The organism is Mobilibacterium timonense (genome assembly GCF_900155555.1).
GTDB classification, from domain to species: domain Bacteria; phylum Bacillota; class Clostridia; order Peptostreptococcales; family Anaerovoracaceae; genus Allobaileyella; species Allobaileyella timonense.
Genome location: NZ_FUHN01000006.1, coordinates 345,963 through 363,702 on the forward strand (window position 1 = coordinate 345,963; position 17,740 = coordinate 363,702).

General features: G+C 54.1%; 15 protein-coding genes. 10 read left to right on the forward strand and 5 right to left on the reverse strand.

Going from position 1 to position 17,740, the window contains the following annotated elements:
- Positions 1-71 precede the first annotated feature (71 nt).
- Entirely contained in the window at positions 72-548 is a 477-nt protein-coding gene (locus BQ7382_RS02485; protein ID WP_077390551.1) for an NUDIX hydrolase, read from the forward strand.
- A 383-nt stretch (positions 549-931) separates the two neighbouring features.
- On the opposite strand, the gene BQ7382_RS02495 is transcribed toward BQ7382_RS02485, so the two are convergent.
- Genes BQ7382_RS02495 through BQ7382_RS02505 form a run of 3 tightly spaced genes read right to left on the reverse strand, consistent with a single transcriptional unit; the run spans position 932 to position 4,193 of the window.
- Positions 932-2,443, reverse strand: a complete 1,512-nt coding sequence (locus tag BQ7382_RS02495; protein WP_077390553.1) for a glycine betaine ABC transporter substrate-binding protein — start codon at positions 2,441-2,443, stop codon at positions 932-934.
- On the reverse strand, positions 2,440-3,081 hold the full coding sequence (locus BQ7382_RS02500) for an ABC transporter permease (RefSeq protein WP_077390554.1): 642 nt from the start codon (positions 3,079-3,081) through the stop codon (positions 2,440-2,442). Before BQ7382_RS02500 ends, BQ7382_RS02495 begins: the two co-directional genes overlap by 4 nt.
- Positions 3,078-4,193 carry an ABC transporter ATP-binding protein gene (locus BQ7382_RS02505; protein WP_077390555.1) on the reverse strand — a complete coding sequence of 372 codons (1,116 nt, stop codon included), beginning with the start codon at positions 4,191-4,193 and terminating at the stop codon, positions 3,078-3,080. Before BQ7382_RS02505 ends, BQ7382_RS02500 begins: the two co-directional genes overlap by 4 nt.
- Before the next feature lie 622 nt (positions 4,194-4,815).
- Between BQ7382_RS02505 and BQ7382_RS02510 the strand changes: the two genes are divergently transcribed.
- Both BQ7382_RS02510 and BQ7382_RS02515 read left to right on the forward strand, forming a co-directional pair.
- Positions 4,816-6,204 (forward strand): peptide MFS transporter, encoded by a 1,389-nt coding sequence (locus BQ7382_RS02510; RefSeq protein ID WP_077390556.1) that lies wholly within the window; start codon positions 4,816-4,818, stop codon positions 6,202-6,204.
- A 79-nt stretch (positions 6,205-6,283) separates the two neighbouring features.
- Positions 6,284-8,074 (forward strand): aminopeptidase P family N-terminal domain-containing protein, encoded by a 1,791-nt coding sequence (locus tag BQ7382_RS02515; RefSeq protein WP_077390557.1) that lies wholly within the window; start codon positions 6,284-6,286, stop codon positions 8,072-8,074.
- A 352-nt stretch (positions 8,075-8,426) separates the two neighbouring features.
- Here BQ7382_RS02515 and BQ7382_RS02520 read toward each other — a convergent pair whose 3' ends face one another.
- Positions 8,427-9,002 (reverse strand): hypothetical protein, encoded by a 576-nt coding sequence (locus tag BQ7382_RS02520; RefSeq protein ID WP_077390558.1) that lies wholly within the window; start codon positions 9,000-9,002, stop codon positions 8,427-8,429.
- Between the two features lie 443 nt (positions 9,003-9,445).
- Positions 9,446-10,402, reverse strand: a complete 957-nt coding sequence (locus tag BQ7382_RS02530) for a LysR family transcriptional regulator (RefSeq protein WP_077390560.1) — start codon at positions 10,400-10,402, stop codon at positions 9,446-9,448.
- Between the two features lie 130 nt (positions 10,403-10,532).
- Here BQ7382_RS02530 and pckA point away from each other — a divergent pair, with 130 nt between their 5' ends.
- The 7 genes from pckA (at position 10,533) to BQ7382_RS02570 (ending at position 17,740) form a co-directional block, all read left to right on the forward strand.
- A complete protein-coding gene (pckA, locus tag BQ7382_RS02535) occupies positions 10,533-12,158 on the forward strand; it encodes a phosphoenolpyruvate carboxykinase (ATP) (RefSeq protein ID WP_077390561.1) in 1,626 nt (541 codons plus the stop codon).
- 310 nt (positions 12,159-12,468) lie between these two features.
- On the forward strand, positions 12,469-13,050 hold the full coding sequence (locus tag BQ7382_RS02545; protein ID WP_077390563.1) for a hypothetical protein: 582 nt from the start codon (positions 12,469-12,471) through the stop codon (positions 13,048-13,050).
- A gap of 82 nt (positions 13,051-13,132) precedes the next feature.
- Entirely contained in the window at positions 13,133-13,699 is a 567-nt protein-coding gene (locus tag BQ7382_RS02550; protein WP_077390564.1) for a hypothetical protein, read from the forward strand.
- 12 nt (positions 13,700-13,711) lie between these two features.
- The gene (locus tag BQ7382_RS02555; RefSeq protein WP_077390565.1) at positions 13,712-14,284 is read left to right on the forward strand and encodes a nitroreductase family protein; all 573 of its coding nucleotides are present in this window, start codon (positions 13,712-13,714) and stop codon (positions 14,282-14,284) included.
- A gap of 137 nt (positions 14,285-14,421) precedes the next feature.
- A complete protein-coding gene (locus tag BQ7382_RS02560; RefSeq protein WP_077390566.1) occupies positions 14,422-15,426 on the forward strand; it encodes a ketopantoate reductase family protein in 1,005 nt (334 codons plus the stop codon).
- A 1,023-nt stretch (positions 15,427-16,449) separates the two neighbouring features.
- The gene (locus BQ7382_RS02565; protein ID WP_077390567.1) at positions 16,450-16,989 is read left to right on the forward strand and encodes a CD3072 family TudS-related putative desulfidase; all 540 of its coding nucleotides are present in this window, start codon (positions 16,450-16,452) and stop codon (positions 16,987-16,989) included.
- Positions 16,990-17,158: 169 nt separating this feature from the next.
- Positions 17,159-17,740, forward strand: coding sequence for a CD3073 family putative ECF transporter S component (locus BQ7382_RS02570; RefSeq protein WP_077390568.1), 582 nt, complete (start codon positions 17,159-17,161; stop codon positions 17,738-17,740).

The window sequence follows — 17,740 nt, forward strand, 5'->3', positions numbered from 1 at the left end:
GAGGCCTTCGGCGCGATCGATCCGCCGGAAGGCTGCGGCCGGGGACTAAGACGAGGGAAAGGCAGAATAATATGACAAAAATGAGCACCCTGTGCTACATCCGCCGGGGCGGCGACGTCCTGATGCTGCACAGAATAGTAAAGAAAAACGACATCAACCACGACAAGTGGATCGGGGTCGGCGGCCATTTCGAGCACGCGGAAAGCCCTGAGGACTGCGTGCTGCGGGAGGTCAGGGAGGAGACCGGATACACTCTCACCTCCTTCAGGTTCCGCGGCATCGTGACATTCGTGTACGGAGAGGACACGGTGGAGTACATGCACCTTTTCACCGCGGATGGCTTTACCGGGGATCCGGTCGACTGTGACGAAGGCGTCCTCGAATGGATACCACGGGACCGGATACTGGATCTGGAACTCTGGGAGGGGGACAGGATCTTCCTGAAGCTTCTGGAGAAAGACATGGACTTCTTCTCACTGAAGCTGGTGTACAACACGGACGATGAGCTGGAAAAGGCTGTGCTGAACGGGCGGGAGCTCGATGCTTGATGCTTGAGGCGTGAGGCCTGGGACGTAGGATCAGGAATGGGGAAGCGCCGGTTCTCAGAAAGAGCCTGGGAAAACAGCCGTTCGAGTGTCGTAAAGCTCACGGGGTGCCACATTTATTCACAACAGATATATCTTCGTGCTTGTGACCCGGTGATGAGATTACCATCGATCAGTCGAGATCATACAGACCAGCGCCTTCCAAAAGCCGCCGGCCTCCGCAAACCGCAAAAACGGCCCGCGGCCCCATTTCCGGAACCGCCAGCCGTTTTTCAATTGCCGATATCGAGCACGGGCCGCGCGCCGCATTTCGCAGCGCCCGCGCGCCGCCCTTCGCATCATCTACGCACTGCTTTTTACAGCATTCGCGCGCCACGCGCCTCTTCCTATTTGCTTATCAGTCCTTTCTTGATCAGGAAGTTCCTCGCTACTGTGTCCACTGACTTTCCTTCCACGTCTACCTGATAAGTCATGTTCACCATGTCCTCGTTGCTGATCTGTCCGTTGAGCTCGCGCAGGACTTTTTTCAGCTCAGGGAAGCGCTTGAGCGTGTCGTTCCTAACGAAGAACGTCCCGTAGTAGTCAGGGAAGAAATGCCTGTCATCTTCCAGTGTGACCAGGCCGGCCTTCTTGTTCAGGCCGTCCGTAGCGTAGACCTCGGTGACCTGGAAGCTGCCGTTCTCTATGGCGTTGTACTTCAGGCTGGTATCGACGGATACGGTGTTCTTGAAGTTGAGACCGTAGAACTTGACGAATGGTTCGTACTTCATGCTTCCCTCGCGGCTGAAGAACTCGGACTCCGCGCCGAAGGTCAGCTGAGGAGCCACCCGCTGAAGGTCGCTGACCTTTTTCAAATTGTATTTATCAGCCACTTCCTTCGTGACAGCGATTGCATAGGTGTTGTCGAAGCCAAGCTTTCCGATGAGCTGGGAGTCATAGTGCTTTCTGGAATAATCGTCCACGTATTTCCACATGGTGGTGCCCGAAGGGACATCCGAAGTGTCCTGGTGCATGAACGTGGTGAGGATCGTGCCGTCGTAGCTGATCATCATGTCGCAGGACGGGTCGTTGCCCACCATGCACTTGAAGTTGTTGACCTGAGTCATCTGGTCCTTGATGGTGACGGTGTAGTCAGTCTGGTCTTCGACCAGATATTTCACCATCCGGTGCATTATCTGGGTCTCGCTGTAGTTGCCGTCGTAGAGGACAATCTCGTTGGTGCCGGAATTGCCCTTCATGCCGATAGGGATCATTATCAGCACGGCTATGCCGAGCACCACCGCGGCGGTGACCATCTGCCTCGTATTGCCGTGGGATTTTTTCACGTGCTTTTCATAGAGACCCATGGAAAGGTCCAGGATCACGGCGATGATCATCAGCGATGCGGTCCCCTTCATGAGGGTGCCCATGTCCTTGTTGCGGATGGCCTGGTTCAGTATGCCTCCGATGCCGCCGCCTCCAACGTATGCGGCGAAGACCGCGGTGCCGATGGCGTTGACGATGGCGATGCGGATGCCTGTGAACATCGTCGGGAAGGCGAGAGGGAGTTCTACCCTGAAAAGCCTTCCGGAGCGGCTCATCCCCATGCCCCGTGCCGCGTCCTTCACTCCGTCATCTACCTGCTGCAGGCCGATGCAGGTGTTCTGCACGATAGGGAGCAGGGAGTAAAGGGTTATTCCGATTATCACCGTGGTTTTTCCTGCACCGGCGAAGACCATTATGATGCCGAGCAGCGCGAGAGCCGGGATAGTCTGAAGGACGTCAACTGCCTTGAGGATCACCTTTCCGGGACCCGGGCGCTGATAGGATATGATCCCCAGTGGTATCCCTATCAGAATAGAAAAGAAGCCGGCTACCAGCACCATGAAAAGATGCTCGAGAATGATCTGTGCACTCATGACCTGCCTCCTTTCTTAAGCCCCTTAGGGGTGACTTTTTTCTGGAGAAGATCGATGATGCTGGTGAGCACAACGGCGAGTATTGCTGCCGGGATGGCTCCGATCAGTATCAGCAGGTTGTTGTTGGTGTACGTGCCCTGGTATATGAAATCACCGAGGCCGCCGAGGCCGATCATAGCAGCAAGCACCGCCCAGGATACCGTATATACTGTGGCCATGCGGAGGCCGGCGATGATGGTAGGCATCGCAAGGGGAAGCTCCACCTGGAAAAGCCGCTGGGTCGATGTCATGCCGCAGCCGTTGGCGGTGTCGATGTACTTCGGATCGATCTCCAGTATCCCGGTATATGTGTTTTTCATGACCGGGAACATCGCGTAGACCGACAGCGCTATTATCACGGTGGCGGGCTTCATCCCTATCCAGATGAAGAGCACGCCGATGAACACCAGGCCTGGAATGGTCTGGAAAATAGAAACTATGGGGAGCACCACGGTGGACCAGCTCGGTTTCCGTGACAGCAGGATCCCAACTATCAGCCCGATGGCGAAGCCGATGGCAACAGAAACCAATACATACACCGTATGGATCCCCAGAGCCTTCAGCAACGCAAGTCCATATGTGTTTATCAGTTCTCTCATTGCTCATCACCCCACAGATTTTCAGCCACACTGCGGGCGACACTGGTCTTGGTGACGATGCCGGCTATTCTGTCTCTGTCATCCAGGACTACCACGTAGCCCGCGCCGGAGTCTATCAGGTAGTCGAAACTCTCTTTTGCCTCGTCACCGACTCTGGCCGTCCGCTGCGTATCCCGCACGATAGGCTCGATGGTCTTAAGGGTCCTGCCGTATTTACGCAGATCTCCGATGGAGACGATGCCCATGTATTTCCCGTTACGGCTCTCTTCCACAAGCAGTGTGTCTACACTGTAGCGGGCCATCATCTCGGCACACTCGTGGACGCCGCGGTTCTTTGTGATCTTCCGGACATTGCGGAGCATGTAGTCCTCCACCTTGGTAGGAGCGGCCTGGTCGTGGACGTGCTTGCCAAGGAAAGACCTCACCAGGTCGGTGGCAGGATGGTCAAGCATCTCCTCAGGAGATGCGATCTGGATCACCTTGCCGTCTACCATGAAAATGATGATGTCCGCCAGCTTCAGGGCTTCGTCCATGTCGTGGGTGACGAAGACGATGGTCTTGTTGAGCTTCTGCTGCAGGCTCTTGAACTCCTCCTGCAGAGATGCCCGTGTCATAGGGTCAAGGGCGGAAAAAGGCTCGTCCATCAGTATTATCTCCGGAGATGCGGCCAGTGCCCGGAGCACGCCGATACGCTGCTGCTGTCCGCCGGACATCTCCGAAGGATACTTGTCTCTGTACTCCTCCATGTGGACCATGGCCAGCATGTCGTCCACGATCTTCTCACAGCGGGCCTTGTCGTATTTCAGGAGCCTTGGCACTACACTGATGTTCTCGGCCACGGTCATGTTAGGAAAAAGGCCTATCTGCTGTATCACGTAGCCTATGGAGCGGCGCAGCTCCACCTTGTCTCTGTCCATGATGTTTACTCCGTCGATCCGGACGGAACCCTCATCTATGTCGTTCAGCCGGTTAATGGTACGGAGCGTGGTGGTCTTTCCGCAGCCGGAAGGGCCGATCAGTGTCACGAACTTTCCGTCAGGAATTGTGAAGTTCAGATCCTTCAGGACCTGCTTCTTGCCGTAGTATTTGGAAACATGGTCGAATTCAATCATTTTCATCAACTCCTTTCACTAAGAGCCATTTATCGCGGGGGTGTTTTTTCAGGCGAAAAAAGATCTGGTGATGAAGCCATAAATGGCTGCGAGTCAATTAACGTCAATAATATTGCTATAATGCGGAATTGTAGCAGAATATTCGAAAAATGTCCATCGGTCATTTTTATGCATGACAATATCACTATCTTGTGTTCACGATATAACAAAAAATAAGATTATTTATATCGGGCGACAAAGAATTGCCTGCTGAAAAAATAAAAAATATGTGAATTTTATGTGAAGAGAACGCACCGCAGTCAAGCACCAGAATATGCAAAATAACGCATAATAATGCAAAAAATCAAGTATTGACCACGGTACAATATCGGCCGCACGATAAGTGCCAACTTCAATAAAAACCAATATTGTCAGATTAAGTGACCTTTGGTCATGATTTTCAAGTGGGATAAAAAAATCACAGTAAATTGTGAATATAATGCAAAGGAAACGGTTTACAAATGTGAAGGAAAAGTGTTAGAATCACCACAATGAAAAGTGACTGAGGATGCATCCGGCACTTTTGATTCATTATTTCGAGTACGTTACGATCTAATGTTAGGTTCTTATGTGGAGGTGTACAATGCCTGAAACTCAGACACAGGAAAGCAAGAGGAGGTATCCGTTCGCATTCTGGATATGCGGATGCACGGAGATCTTCGAGAGAATGTCTTTCTATCTCGGCAGGTCGCTGATCCTCGTGTTCGTTGCAGCAACAGTTGCAACCGGAGGACTGGGACTTTCCGACATTACCGCAGCGAAGATGCAGTCCAACCTGACCGCATTTTCATATCTGTTCGCTCTCTTGGGCGGATTTATCGTCGACCGCTGGATCCCGCCTCGGGTATCCACTCCTATCGGCATGCTGATCATCGCAGCCGGATATTTCTGCGGATCTATCGCTACTTCTGCCGGTATGGTCTACGTCATGATCTTCTGTGTTGCCTTCGGACTCGGCCTGTTCAAGACCGGACCAATGGTAGGAAGGATCGTAAAGACGGAAGATCTTAAGTCTGCTTACTCCATCCGTTACTCCCTGGTAAACATCGGTGCTCTGGTAGGACCGCTCCTGGTAGGCGTCCTGTACATGAACACGTTTGCTCATAATGGTGTCCTGGGATTCCGTCCATGCTTCAGACTGGCATCTATCGTTATCCTCGCCGGATGCGTATGGTTCACAGTTGGAATGCACCTGAAGGGCGGCGAGGCAGGAAAGAAGCCGTTCAAGGCAGAGAAGACCGAGGAGGAGCTCGCTCGTGAGGCAGCTCAGAAGGCAGCCAACAAGGAAGTAAAGCTGACCCTCAACTCCAACGAGAAGAAGCGTATCGCTGCCATCATACTCGTTTCTGCGTTCCAGATCGTATTCTGGCTGTTCTGGTACCTGGCTTACCTGCCGGCATATTACCACTGGGGAACAGCAATGAACTGGAAGATGGGTTCATTCACCATCCCGCAGACGTGGTTCGATGCTTGCAACGCTCTGTTCTGCATCATTTCCGGACCTATCACTGCTGCCCTCTGGCATAAGCTTGAGTCTCGTCCACAGGGCGACATGAGCATCTACAAGAAGCTGGGGATCGGCATCGCATTCCTGGGATGCGGATACATCTACTTCGCTATCATCGACGCTGTTCGTGGCAACTCAACTCCGAGCTGCCTGTGGCTCATCATTTTCCTGGTATTCCTCACTCTGGGCGAGATGTTCTTCTCCCCTCTGGGAAATGCCTTCATCGCCGAGTACTCACCGAGCCGTGTAATGGGCGTTATGCAGGCCGTATGGAGCCTTGGACTCTTCTTCGCCGCAAAGCTGTATGCTAACGTATACGCATTCGCTTTCGGCGGAAAGTTCTCCTTCGTACACGCTTGCATCGGCGTAGCCATCGTTGCATTTGCCTGCACAATCGTGCTGTTCATCATGGACAAGCCGCTGCGTTCGCTTGTTGAAAATAAGGACGAGAATGTTGAGGCTTAGTGCCGGCATCGGTCTGATTAAATGATTAACACCGCTCTGCCGTGAGGCAGGGCGGTTCTGTTGAAAGGAGATGTTTTTCATGAGCACTATTCCAGAAAGACTTGCTGATCTGAGAAAGAAGATGGCGGAGAATGGCGTCGATTATTACATCGTTCCAACTGCCGACTTCCATCAGGACGAGTACGTAGGCGAGCACTTCAAGGCCCGCGTGTTTATCACAGGATTCACAGGTTCCGCAGGAACGGCCATGATCTCAATGGACGATGCCCGGCTGTGGACAGATGGCAGGTATTTCATCCAGGCTGGAAAGCAGCTGGAGGGTACCACCGTGCAGCTGATGAAGATGTACGAGCCTGGTTATCCGAGCCTGAGCGAGTTCCTGGAGGAAAAGCTCCAGGCAGGCCAGACCATCGGATTCGACGGCAGAGTCGTTTCCATGGACGAGGGCACGGAGTATGCCGCGGTCGCAGAGAAAAAGCACTGCAACATCAAGTATGATGTCGATCTGATCGACGAGATCTGGAACGATCGTCCTCCGATGTCTGACAAGCCGGCATGGGAGCTTCCTGTTAAGTATGCAGGAAAGACGGCCGCAGACAAGATCGCGGACATCCGCGGAAAGATGGCAGAGGCCGGAGCAGATGTTCATGTGGAGACCACTCCGGACGACATCTGCTGGACCCTGAACATCCGCGGCGACGACATCGATTATTTTCCACTGCTCCTGTCCTACGCCATCATCACTCCTGAGGATTACCACCTCTACGTCGACGACGCGAAGCTGAGCGACGAGATCAAGGGCCACCTGGCTGAGCTGGGCGTGACCCTCCATCCGTACAACGATGTCTACGAGGACGTAAAGAGCATCTCGGCTGACCACATCGTGATGCTGGATCCTCACAAGGTGAACTACGCCCTCTACAGCAACATCCCTGCAGAGGTCGCCAAGGTCAACTGCATGAGCCCTGAGGAGTGCTTCAAGACGGTGAAGAACCCTGTGGAGATCGAGAACATCAAGAAGGCTGAGCTGAAGGACAGCGTGGCCCACATCCGCTTCATGAAGTGGCTGAAGGAGAACGTGGGAAAGATCAAGATCACCGAGATCAGCGCTTCCGACAAGCTGGACGAGTTCCGCAAGGAGATGGGCAACTACATCAAGCCGAGCTTTGAGCCTATTTCTTCTTATGCAGAGCACGCCGCTATAGTTCACTACGCTCCGACACCTGAGACGGACGTCGAGCTGAAACCGGAGGGCATGCTGCTCACAGATACAGGAGCAGGTTTCTGGGAGGGTTCAACAGACATCACCAGGACATACGTTCTGGGCCCGATCACCCAGCAGATGAAGGACGACTTCACTCTGGTCGCCATCAGCAATCTGTCCCTTGGCAACGCCGTGTTCACATACGGAGTCACAGGTGTGGCCGTTGACAACCTGGCCAGGAACCCGTTCTGGAAGCGCCGCATGAACTTCAACCACGGCACGGGACACGGCGTCGGATACCTGCTGAACATCCACGAGAGCCCTGCAAGCTTCCGCTCCAGGTTCATCGAGGGAGACACCGCGATCATGGAGGAGGGTATGGTCATAACTGACGAGCCTGGCTTCTACCGTGAAGGCTCCCATGGCATCCGCCTGGAGAACGAGCTGCTGGTCTGCAAGGACGAGACCAACGAGTTCGGGCAGTTCATGCACCTCGAGCCGATAACATGGATCCCGTTCGACCTGGATGCCATCAACCCGGACCTCATGTCCGTAGAAGAAAAGCAGATGCTGAACGACTACCACAAGCTGGTATACGATGTGACTTCGCCATACCTCAACGACGAGGAAAAAGAGTGGCTGAAGAAGTACACCAGAGCTATCTAGCAGCTTAAGCTATCCGGACGCGCTGGCCTTCAGCTCATTCAGCCGCGCTGGAAGGACCGGCTGATCAGGCCGGACGGCGGTCGAAAAAAAACAAGGAGGTGTCGCACCAAAGGGTGAGGCATCTCCTTTTCAATACTCGCATTTCTGTGTCAATGGCGTATCACCGGGGACGTTCACACTGACACATTTTGTGTCGCTGGGGACATTTCGCACTGGCACATCCCCACATCTCGACTCACTCCCGGGAGAGCAGCTGCAGCGAGCTTTCTTTTTTCCGGGAGACATCGCAGTTAGGAACATTACAGTTAGGAACATTACAGTTAGGAAAGATCGGCATCAAGGATGGCGCAAGTCATCTGGCTGTCCACTTTCCACTGGCTATGTCAGAAATGATCCCCTCCACAAGTTCGATGTCCAATGGATGATCGGCGGATTCGAATGTGGCGATCAGCTGGTGCCCCAGGTGGAATCCGTTGATCTCGTATTCGTTCAGCTTTTCCACTGCCTTGCTTGCATACTTCGGATCGTCCATCATCCCAAAATGTTCCCAGTATATTTCTTCTCTCGTCTCTGGATCGAGAAGTGTAAAATCAGGATAGACCCACTTTTCTGTCAGCGGAAGGAACAGGCCTCTTTCATACAAGAAGGGCAGTCCGAAATCCTTGAGATCAGTGGCAAGGATGTGTTCGGATTTGGAACGAGTGCGTATGCTGCTGACGCTGCCAAATCGCTTGCTTTCTTCTTTCAGTTTAAGGAACCTCGCAGGTCGATTGAGCCACCATTCAAAAAATTTATCATCTGAAAGGTAATAAGGTTTCACAAGCTCGATCATTCTGTCCGACATGGTCGATGTCATGGACTCAATGGTGCCATCCGGATAGAAATTAATAATACGCAGACAAAGATCGAGTTCCACGGAATAGATCATAGTGCCGGTTCCCGTGGCATTTTATTTATAGAGGTACCACGGAAAATATTAAATTCATGAATCTCGTGGAACCTGTTTTACAAAAGAGCCACGGAAAAGGGAGAAATGATAAATCGAGTGGTATCGAGTGGTATCTTTTTCGCATAAGTTCCACGGAATTTAAAAAAATGTCTGATCCCGTGGAACCCGCCGTGCGAAAGAGCCACGGAAAAGAGACGATCGCTGGATCCCGTGGCATTTTTCCAGACCGTAATATTTTACATCATCAACGAAATGCCGCTGATGTAGGGCATCCGTGTGACCAGTGCGCCGCAGTCACCGCGACCGAGGTGCGGCTTTTCCAGGTCGGTCCAACAATGGACACTGACCGCGAACCAAATCTGCCGGGGCACTGACCGCGAAACAGATTTGCCTGGGGCGCCGCCTGTGGTACCTACTGCGGCCTAGATCTGCCGGAGGGCGCCGTCGACTATTATGTCTTTTGAAAACTCCTCCATGGCCCGGCTGAAGTACCGGGCTTTTTTCCAGTAAAAGTAGATGTTCCGCGTCGCCAGGGGGCTTCCGAGCCGGTAGCAGCAGAGCGAGTCGTCGCCGGACGTCTTCGACAGGAGCAGCTGTCCCACGAAGGCTATGCCGCCGCCTGAGCTCGAGATATTGTAGGCGGTCTGCTGCTGATCCAGGAGATACGCGATGTCAGGGTGGAAGCCTTGCTCCTGGCAGATCCTGAGGGCCCGCGAGCCCGTGTCGTTGACGCTGCGCAGGATGACAAAGGGCAGGCTTTCGAACTTTTCCAGAGGCACCGGCAGGTGATCCTCACCGCAGAACTCCGGATCCCTGATCGAGTCCAGGGGCACCTGGTATTTTGTCAGCTCCGCGTTGATGGAATAACTCCGGGGGACCGTGAGGAGGAGCTCCTCGTCGCCGACGCATTTTCGCTGGAAGACGGCCGGGTCCAGCTCCTTGTTGTCCAGGAGGAAGTCGATCTTGCCGTCCCGGAGAAGGGTGATCAGCTCCGAGGACTTGGCCTCCTCGAGGGAGATGTCGAGCTCAGGGTATTTTCTGGAAAAGCGGGCTATCATCCGCGGCAGTACCCACGAGGAGAAAAAGCTGCTGCCGCCGAGGCGCAGTGTCCCGGTCTTCAGCGTGCCCATGTCGTTGACGTAGGAATGAAAATCCTTCTGGATGCTCATGATCTCCTCGGCGCTCTTGATATACGCCCTGCCGACGTCGGTGAGCTCAAGGGGTTTGGTGCTCCTGTCGAAGAGCGGGTATCCGATCTTCTGCTCGATGCGCTTAACGTTCGCGCTGAGAGACGGCTGAGAGATGTAGAGATTCTCGGCGGCCTTGGAAAAGCTCTTTTCCTTGTAGACCTCGTACACGTATTCCATTCCACGAAACATACGTCGCTCCTTTTCCTGTTTTCCGGCTCAAACACACTTTCCACGATATAGCGTAAAAACTATATAAAAAATAAAAATATATATATTAGCCTATGCACTTCCAGGACATTATACTTTATCCGTAAGAAAAATGGAAACAGTGGAGGTTGAAATAATGAATTTCCTGGATCTGCAAGGCATAAATCCATCAAAAGTGCACCATAACGCCAGTACAGCAGAGCTGGTCAGCGACGCGCTGAGAAGAAACGAAGGGATGCTCACCGACACGGGAGCCCTGGCCGTCCGCACGGGCAAGTACACCGGCCGATCCCCTGAGGACAAGTTCATCGTGGATTCCGCCGGCACGCATTCCAGGATACACTGGGGCAAGGTGAACCGCCCGGTGTCCCGCCAGGTGTTCAACCAGATACGCGAGGAGATGATCAGGTATCTCGATGGAAAAGAGATCTTCGTTTTTGACGGTTTTGCGGGGGCGGACCCGAAGTATCGCAGGAAGTTCAGGATCATCAACGAGAAGGCCTGGCAGAATCTCTTCATTCACGACCTACTCATAAGGCCTGACCAGGAAGAGCTGGAGGAATTTCTGAACCCTGATTTCACCATCCTGTCAGTCCCTGGATACAAGTGCGACTTCCGCCGCTTCGGCATCCATTCCGAGGCTGCCATCATGATCGACTACGACGCCCATCAGGCCATAATCGCAGGGACCGCATACGCCGGCGAGATAAAAAAGACCGTCTTTTCCATAATGAACTACGTGCTCCCTGTGGAGAACAACGTTCTTCCGATGCACTGCTCCTCAAACATGGACCCGGTGACTGGAGACACGGCTGTTTTCTTTGGCCTCTCGGGGACCGGAAAGACAACGCTTTCCGCGGATCCTTCCCGCATGCTCATCGGGGATGACGAGCACGGCTGGTCCAGGGACGGCGTTTTCAACATCGAGGGCGGATGCTACGCGAAGTGCATCGACCTCAAGGAAGAGGAGCAGCCTGAGATTTTCCACGCCGTGAAATTCGGAGCGGTGGTGGAGAACGTGGCAGTGGATCCGCATACGGGAGCAATGGACTTTTCCGACAGGACCCTCACGGAAAACACCAGGGTGGGATACCCACTTGATTTCATAACCAACTCAGTTGCCGAAGAAAGGGGCGGTATCCCTAAGACGGTGATCTTCCTCACCGCAGATTCCTTCGGGGTGCTGCCGCCGATCTCCAGGCTTTCCAACGAGGCGGCAATGTACCAGTTCGTCACGGGCTTCACCGCGAAGCTTGCGGGTACCGAGAGGGGAGTAAAGGAGCCGCAGCCGACATTTTCCACGCTGTTCGGTGAACCGTTCATGCCTCTCAAGGCCGAGACCTACGCCAGGATGCTGGGAGAGCGCCTTGAAAAATACGGGACAAAAGTATATCTCGTGAACACCGGCTGGTCCGGCGGCCCGTATGGTACGGGGCGCAGGATGAAGCTCAGCTACACCAGGGCGATGATCAGGGCGGCTCTGGCCGGCAGGCTGGAAAAGCAGGAGTTCGTCCACGACGACCTGTTCAACCTGGACGTGCCGAAGGCTTGTCCGGGGGTCCCTGCGGAGATCCTGAACCCGCGGAACACGTGGAAGGACAAGAACGCATACGATCAGCAGGCTCTCCGTCTGGCGGAGATGTTCGAGAAGAACTTCCAGGAAAAGTATCCCGACATGCCGGAGGAGATCGCCACTGCGGGACCGCATCCCGAGGCTCTGGAGTCGAAGGCTGTTTAGGACCGGAGTGTCGCGGTCTGTATCTTCGGGCGGAGGCCGGTGCCGGTAATTGAATATGTTTGACCAGAGGGAAGCCCGGGCATATACTAGGCGTAAGCCTGACCGCCCTCCGGTGATGTTTCTTATGAAAAAAGTTTTCAAAGGACGCTGCGGCAGACGCATCGTCCTTTTTTTGCGGGAACTCCCGAGGGTCACGGGACGCGCGCAAGCCTGCGAGGAGCGCGGGAGTATGCATATCGCCGCATATTCTGACATGACTGCGCTGCGCGCCAGTGGAAAAGGTCGCGGGTAATTGGAGGCGTTTACGGAAATGACGGGATTTGATGAAAGCGAAAAGCTGATTTTTGCCGGCCAGCTGCTCCTGGCCCTGTGCTGCGGAATCTACATCCCGTGGTGGTTCAAGGTCTTCAAGCCGGGGCAACCCCACGACTGGGTGGCCGGAGGAGCGGGTGCGATGCTCCTGATGACGTTCCTCTCGGGACTCGCCGGGTTCGTTCTGACCACCATGGGGAACAGCCGGGCGGAGAGCACGAGAGATTTTTTTCCGGGCTTCCATCCTCTGATGGCAGGCGTGATACTGTACTTCGCCATGATGGCCCTGACGGTGGCCGCCTTTCACCGCCCGGTGACCACAGAGCTTTTCCTGATCACCGGATGGCTGGTGCTGGAGGTCGTGACGGTCAACGCGCTGTACGGCACGGAACGCTTCGGCCACGGGATGGCCGTGGGTGCGATAGCGGTGGAGACAGCGGTATTCGCCGCGAACATGATACTATATGTTCTCTATTACCGGGTTGACCAGTGGCTGGCCTACCGGCTGGCGGCGGTGCCGCTGGCGCTGGACGGGGTGGTCATGCTCGCCATAGCCGGGATGATGTTTTTGCGAAGGTAGATCAATGAATTTTCTTGAAGAACGGATAATACAGTCCATGAACGACGAGACTGGGGATATAACATTCAGAAGGGGGTATTAAATGGAAAAACTCACACTTGAGGAAGCGAAGAAGATCAATGCCACCATGGTCACGGAGGAGCACCTGATCCTCCACGCGGCGAACGTTTCCGCCGCCATGGGCGCCATGGCCGATCACTTCGGAGAGGACAAGGAGGAGTGGGAGGCAGTCGGCTGGCTACACGACTTCGATTACGAAAAATATCCTGAGGAGCACCTGGCCCACACCGAGGAGCCTCTGCGGGAACTGGGAGTGCCGGAGGCCGACATCAGGGCTATACTGGCGCACGGCTACGGCCTCTGCAACGACGTAAAGCCTGAGACGAACATGGAAAAAAGCCTTTTCACCGTCGACGAGCTCACGGGCATCGTCCAGGCAGCCGCGAGGATGCGCCCTAACGGCATCACCGACATGGAGCTGAAGAGCTTCATGAAAAAGTGGAAGGACAAGCGCTTTGCCGCCAAGTGCGACAGGCCGCTGATACTCCAGGGCTGCGAGATGCTGGGCATGGACATCAGGGACGTGGCAGCCATCGTTATACAGGGCATGAAGGACCACGCAGAAGAGCTGCAGCTTACGGGAAAGTAAAAGGAGGACAACATGAGCATAATAAATTCACTCGAAAAAAGAAGAAGTTTCTATCAGATCAACAAGGAGCTGCCTGTGTCTGAGGCAGAGGTGGTGGACACCATCAAGAGGGCAGTGGTACTGGTGCCTGACGCCTTCAACATGCAGAGCGCCAGAGTCATCGTGGCTCTGGGCGAAAAGCAGGACGAGCTCTGGGACGCCATCTACGACGCCTTCGGCGGCAAGGTGAAGAGGGAGAAGATCGACGGCTTCAAGGCCGGCGCCGGCACCGTGCTGTATTTCATCGACAACAGCGTCGTGGAGGGCATGCAGGAGCAGTTCCAGCCGTACGCCGAAAACTTCCCGATCTGGGCGCAGCAGGCCAATGGCATGCTCCAGATCTCCATCTGGACCGCGCTCCGCGACCTGGGTATCGGCGCCAACATCCAGCACTACAACCCGGTGATCGACGAAACGGTTAAAAAACTTTTCGACGTCCCTGAGAACTACAAGCTCATCGCTCAGATGCCTTTTGGCGGGATCGTGGCTCAGCCCGACCCGAAGCCGGAACAGGATCCGGACGCGAGGGTAAAGGTATTCAGATAGCCGAGTGCGTTCGGCGCGGTCTGGGACGGTAAGACTCAGATGATGGACCGTGAGACCTGGCCGGCAGACCAGGATCCGGACGATGCGCTTCCGGGCGCGGCCTGGACATAAAACAAAAATCGAGGAGAGACGCGAAAATGAGATATCTTATTGTCGGTGCAGGCGGGACCGGCGGCATCCTGGGATATTATCTTTCCAGGGCCGGCCGCGACTGCGTACTCATCGCCAGGGGGGAGCACCTCAGGGTGATGAGGGAAAAGGGCCTGACGGTCCTGCATCAATGGGAGGACAGGTCTGAGACCCAGCCGGTGCAGGCTTATTCGATGGAAGAGTATCTGGCTGATGATCGGGAGAATGCCGGCGCTGCTGGCTGCGCTGATGGCCTTGGCGGCAGTACTGCAGTTGCTACCGAAGGCTCTGCCGCACCTGATGTGATCTTCGTCTGCGTGAAGGAATATTCCCTCGAAAGCGTCGTGCCGTTTCTGAACTCCGCCGCAGGCCCGGACACCGTGATAATTCCGATTTTGAACATCTTCGGCACCGGGGGCCGCCTCCAGGAAAAGCTTCCTGGCAAATACGTCCTCGACGGTTGCATCTATGTATCCGCCAACCGCGAGGCCCCGGGCCTGATCCGCCAGCACGCTCCGATTTTGAGGGTGCTCTTCGGCGCCCGCAGGGGACAGGAGGCGCGGCCGGTGCTGGACGAGATCCAGAAAGACCTTAACGTCTGCGGTATCACCGGCATCCACTCCGAAAACATCGAGCGCGATGCCCTCGGAAAATTTTCTTACGTGTCGCCGATCGGTGCCGCCGGCCTGTATTTCGGCGCGGTTGCCGGGGATTTCCAGTGCGACCTGGAAAAGAGGGCTTTCTTCGCCGCCATGATCCGGGAGATCGCTCGGCTGGCGGAAGCCATGGATTTTCCGTTCCAGGAGGACTACGTGGAACTCAACATGGAGATCATGGATAAGTTGCCGCCGGAAACGGACACATCCATGCAGCGCGACGTGGCCGCCGGAAGGCAGTCTGAGGTGGATGGTCTGGTCTACCAGGTGGTCCTCATGGGGAAAAAGTACGGGCTGTCTCTGCCATGCTACGAGAAGGTGGCCGCAGAACTGGAGAGGAGAGGGCTGAGAAAATAGTTTGGACATCATATGGACCCCGGCCAGAGATCGGCCGGGGCCTTTTTATGGAATGCTGATCAGCGAGCGCGAGAAGGGTTTGGGTCTCATCAGCGAGTCACATGATAGTAAATATATAGGACCGTGAGACCATCTCGTGTGACAGAATGATAGAAATCTTAGGTGAGGTTCGCTCGCTGCATAATTATGCTGTTTTATGCATAGAAATATCCACAATTTCGGATGAAATTGTGGATACCGCTTTTTTGAGATGAGGATTTTCCAAGGGAAATGCCGATTTTCGGCGTTTCCCTTGGAAAATCTGCCGATAGATCTCCTGAAAAAAAGAACATGATAATACAATCTCTGCCTTGGCGTCTGGGAATTGTCAGATCGTCACAGGAATCATACGCTGATAGTCTCAGACATATAGCAATGAGACCTGGGTGCCGACTGCGGTGAGACTGGTACTAGCTTGAAGACGGAATATAAATACTTTTTCTATTCATTACCCCGTCAGCTCCTCCGATCACTAGAAAAAGTTCCAGGGGAAACGCCGAAAAAATGGCATGTTTATGGAATCAAAAATTTACATAAATATCCACAGCCCATTGTAGAAACTGTGCTGACTATTTGTGCTGAAAAATTTCGCAACTGTCTATTTACAGCTGCGAAAATTCATGATTTTTGCGGTACGCAGGCGACTGGACGTCGCCTGCGTTTTTCACCCGGGCGTCCCCGCAAGCGCATCGCGCCTCTCCGCTGCGAGCGCGTCGCATCATTTCGCGTCCCCCAGACCGCCGTAGGCTCGACCCGGGCGCCCCGCAAGCGCATCGCGCTTTTCCCAACTCGCGCATAGCGCCAATTCGCAACCCGCTTTTTTTGCCAGTCCGCAATGCGTTTTCCAGGTGGCTACACCCGTCGGCTATCATAAAATCTAATACCTGATGTATCCAGTATACAAAACCTCGATCTTAATCTGGCATCTTTTGCGTTATCATTAAACTCGATATCACAAAATCAACATAGAAGAAGGTAAAGGTATTGAAGAAGATCATTTTTGTTTCCCATTGTATTTTGAACACCGCTTCAAAGGTGGAGCAGAACGAGGCGGGCCTCGAAGGAGAGTACAGGGAGCGCCGTCGCCTGATGGAGCTGGTTCTGGAGAAGGACATCCAGGTGATACAGCTCCCCTGCCCGGAGTTTCAAATCATGGGCTCCAGAAGATGGGGACATGTGCGAGACCAGTTCGACAATCCTTTTTTCAGATCTCGATGCAGGTCGATGCTGGAGCCGTTCCTCCTGGAGATGGAGGAGTACTGCAGCCGGCCGGACAGATTCAAGATCCTGGGAGTCGTGTCTGTAGAGGGGAGCCCTTCCTGCGGCCACGGGCTCACCTGCATAGGCGATTGGAGAGGGGAAGTCGAGACTGAAGACAGGTTCCGTGAGATCAGAGGCGAGCTGAAGATGACAGAAGGTTCCGGAGTCTTTGTTGATGTCCTGGAGAGCGAGCTCAGAGCGAGAGGCCTGGATATACCCGTCCTTTCGATGGACAGCATGAGCAAGGTGATATCCGGTATTTAGGGAAAAAGTCGTGCCGTTCCGGCCCGCTGTCACCGGTCGTAATGCTTCGAATGCTGGAAGCCGTGTGACAGGCGGAGCACCATGGCAGTAGATCGGACCTTTTTCCTCGAGTCACTTTATCTTATTTCTTATTCTATCAGTTACAGTTACATTTTAGGGAGAGTTTATCATGAGCAATAAAACAGAAACAAAGAGAGCGTATGTTCTTGCCTTCTGCGGCATTTCCATCGCCATGAACATCATTCTGGGCATCATCACCAGCGCACTGGGTATCCCGCTATACCTCGATACGCTGGGAACAGTTCTCACAGCCGCAATCATCGGCCCGGTTCCGGGAATGCTGGTAGGTGCGCTGTCCAACATCATCACAGGACTTATCTTCTCGCCTACTGACATTCCGTTCTTCATCGTAAACCTGGCTGTAGGTCTGATCGTGGGTCTCGTGTGCAAGAAGTGGAAGCTCAACCTGGTGTCCGCCATCGTTCTGGGTCTCGCCCTCGCTGTTATCTGCCCGGCCATCGGGACACCTATCGGCATCTACGTTTACGGAGGACTGAACGGGTCCGCATCCGACGTTCTCGTTATGTCTCTGGTACAGGGAGGAAAGAGCCTGTTCACCGCTTCATTCATCAGAAACATTATTTCCAACCTGATCGACAAGGTCGGCACGATGGTCATCGGGTGGGCTCTGATCAAGGCCATGCCAAACCGCTTCCTTGAGAACATCCAGAGGACAAAGGGCGTCAAGTAG

Bases quoted from the DNA above. Each gene is read 5' to 3' on its own strand.
- BQ7382_RS02485 (WP_077390551.1), top strand. From the start codon at position 72: ATGACAAAAATGAGCACCCTGTGCTACATCCGCCGGGGCGGCGACGTC.
- BQ7382_RS02495 (WP_077390553.1), bottom strand. From the start codon at position 2,443: ATGAGTGCACAGATCATTCTCGAGCATCTTTTCATGGTGCTGGTAGCC.
- BQ7382_RS02500 (WP_077390554.1), bottom strand. From the start codon at position 3,081: ATGAGAGAACTGATAAACACATATGGACTTGCGTTGCTGAAGGCTCTG.
- BQ7382_RS02505 (WP_077390555.1), bottom strand. From the start codon at position 4,193: ATGATTGAATTCGACCATGTTTCCAAATACTACGGCAAGAAGCAGGTC.
- BQ7382_RS02510 (WP_077390556.1), top strand. From the start codon at position 4,816: ATGCCTGAAACTCAGACACAGGAAAGCAAGAGGAGGTATCCGTTCGCA.
- BQ7382_RS02515 (WP_077390557.1), top strand. From the start codon at position 6,284: ATGAGCACTATTCCAGAAAGACTTGCTGATCTGAGAAAGAAGATGGCG.
- BQ7382_RS02520 (WP_077390558.1), bottom strand. From the start codon at position 9,002: ATGATCTATTCCGTGGAACTCGATCTTTGTCTGCGTATTATTAATTTC.
- BQ7382_RS02530 (WP_077390560.1), bottom strand. From the start codon at position 10,402: ATGTTTCGTGGAATGGAATACGTGTACGAGGTCTACAAGGAAAAGAGC.
- pckA (WP_077390561.1), top strand. From the start codon at position 10,533: ATGGAAACAGTGGAGGTTGAAATAATGAATTTCCTGGATCTGCAAGGC.
- BQ7382_RS02545 (WP_077390563.1), top strand. From the start codon at position 12,469: ATGACGGGATTTGATGAAAGCGAAAAGCTGATTTTTGCCGGCCAGCTG.
- BQ7382_RS02550 (WP_077390564.1), top strand. From the start codon at position 13,133: ATGGAAAAACTCACACTTGAGGAAGCGAAGAAGATCAATGCCACCATG.
- BQ7382_RS02555 (WP_077390565.1), top strand. From the start codon at position 13,712: ATGAGCATAATAAATTCACTCGAAAAAAGAAGAAGTTTCTATCAGATC.
- BQ7382_RS02560 (WP_077390566.1), top strand. From the start codon at position 14,422: ATGAGATATCTTATTGTCGGTGCAGGCGGGACCGGCGGCATCCTGGGA.
- BQ7382_RS02570 (WP_077390568.1), top strand. From the start codon at position 17,159: ATGAGCAATAAAACAGAAACAAAGAGAGCGTATGTTCTTGCCTTCTGC.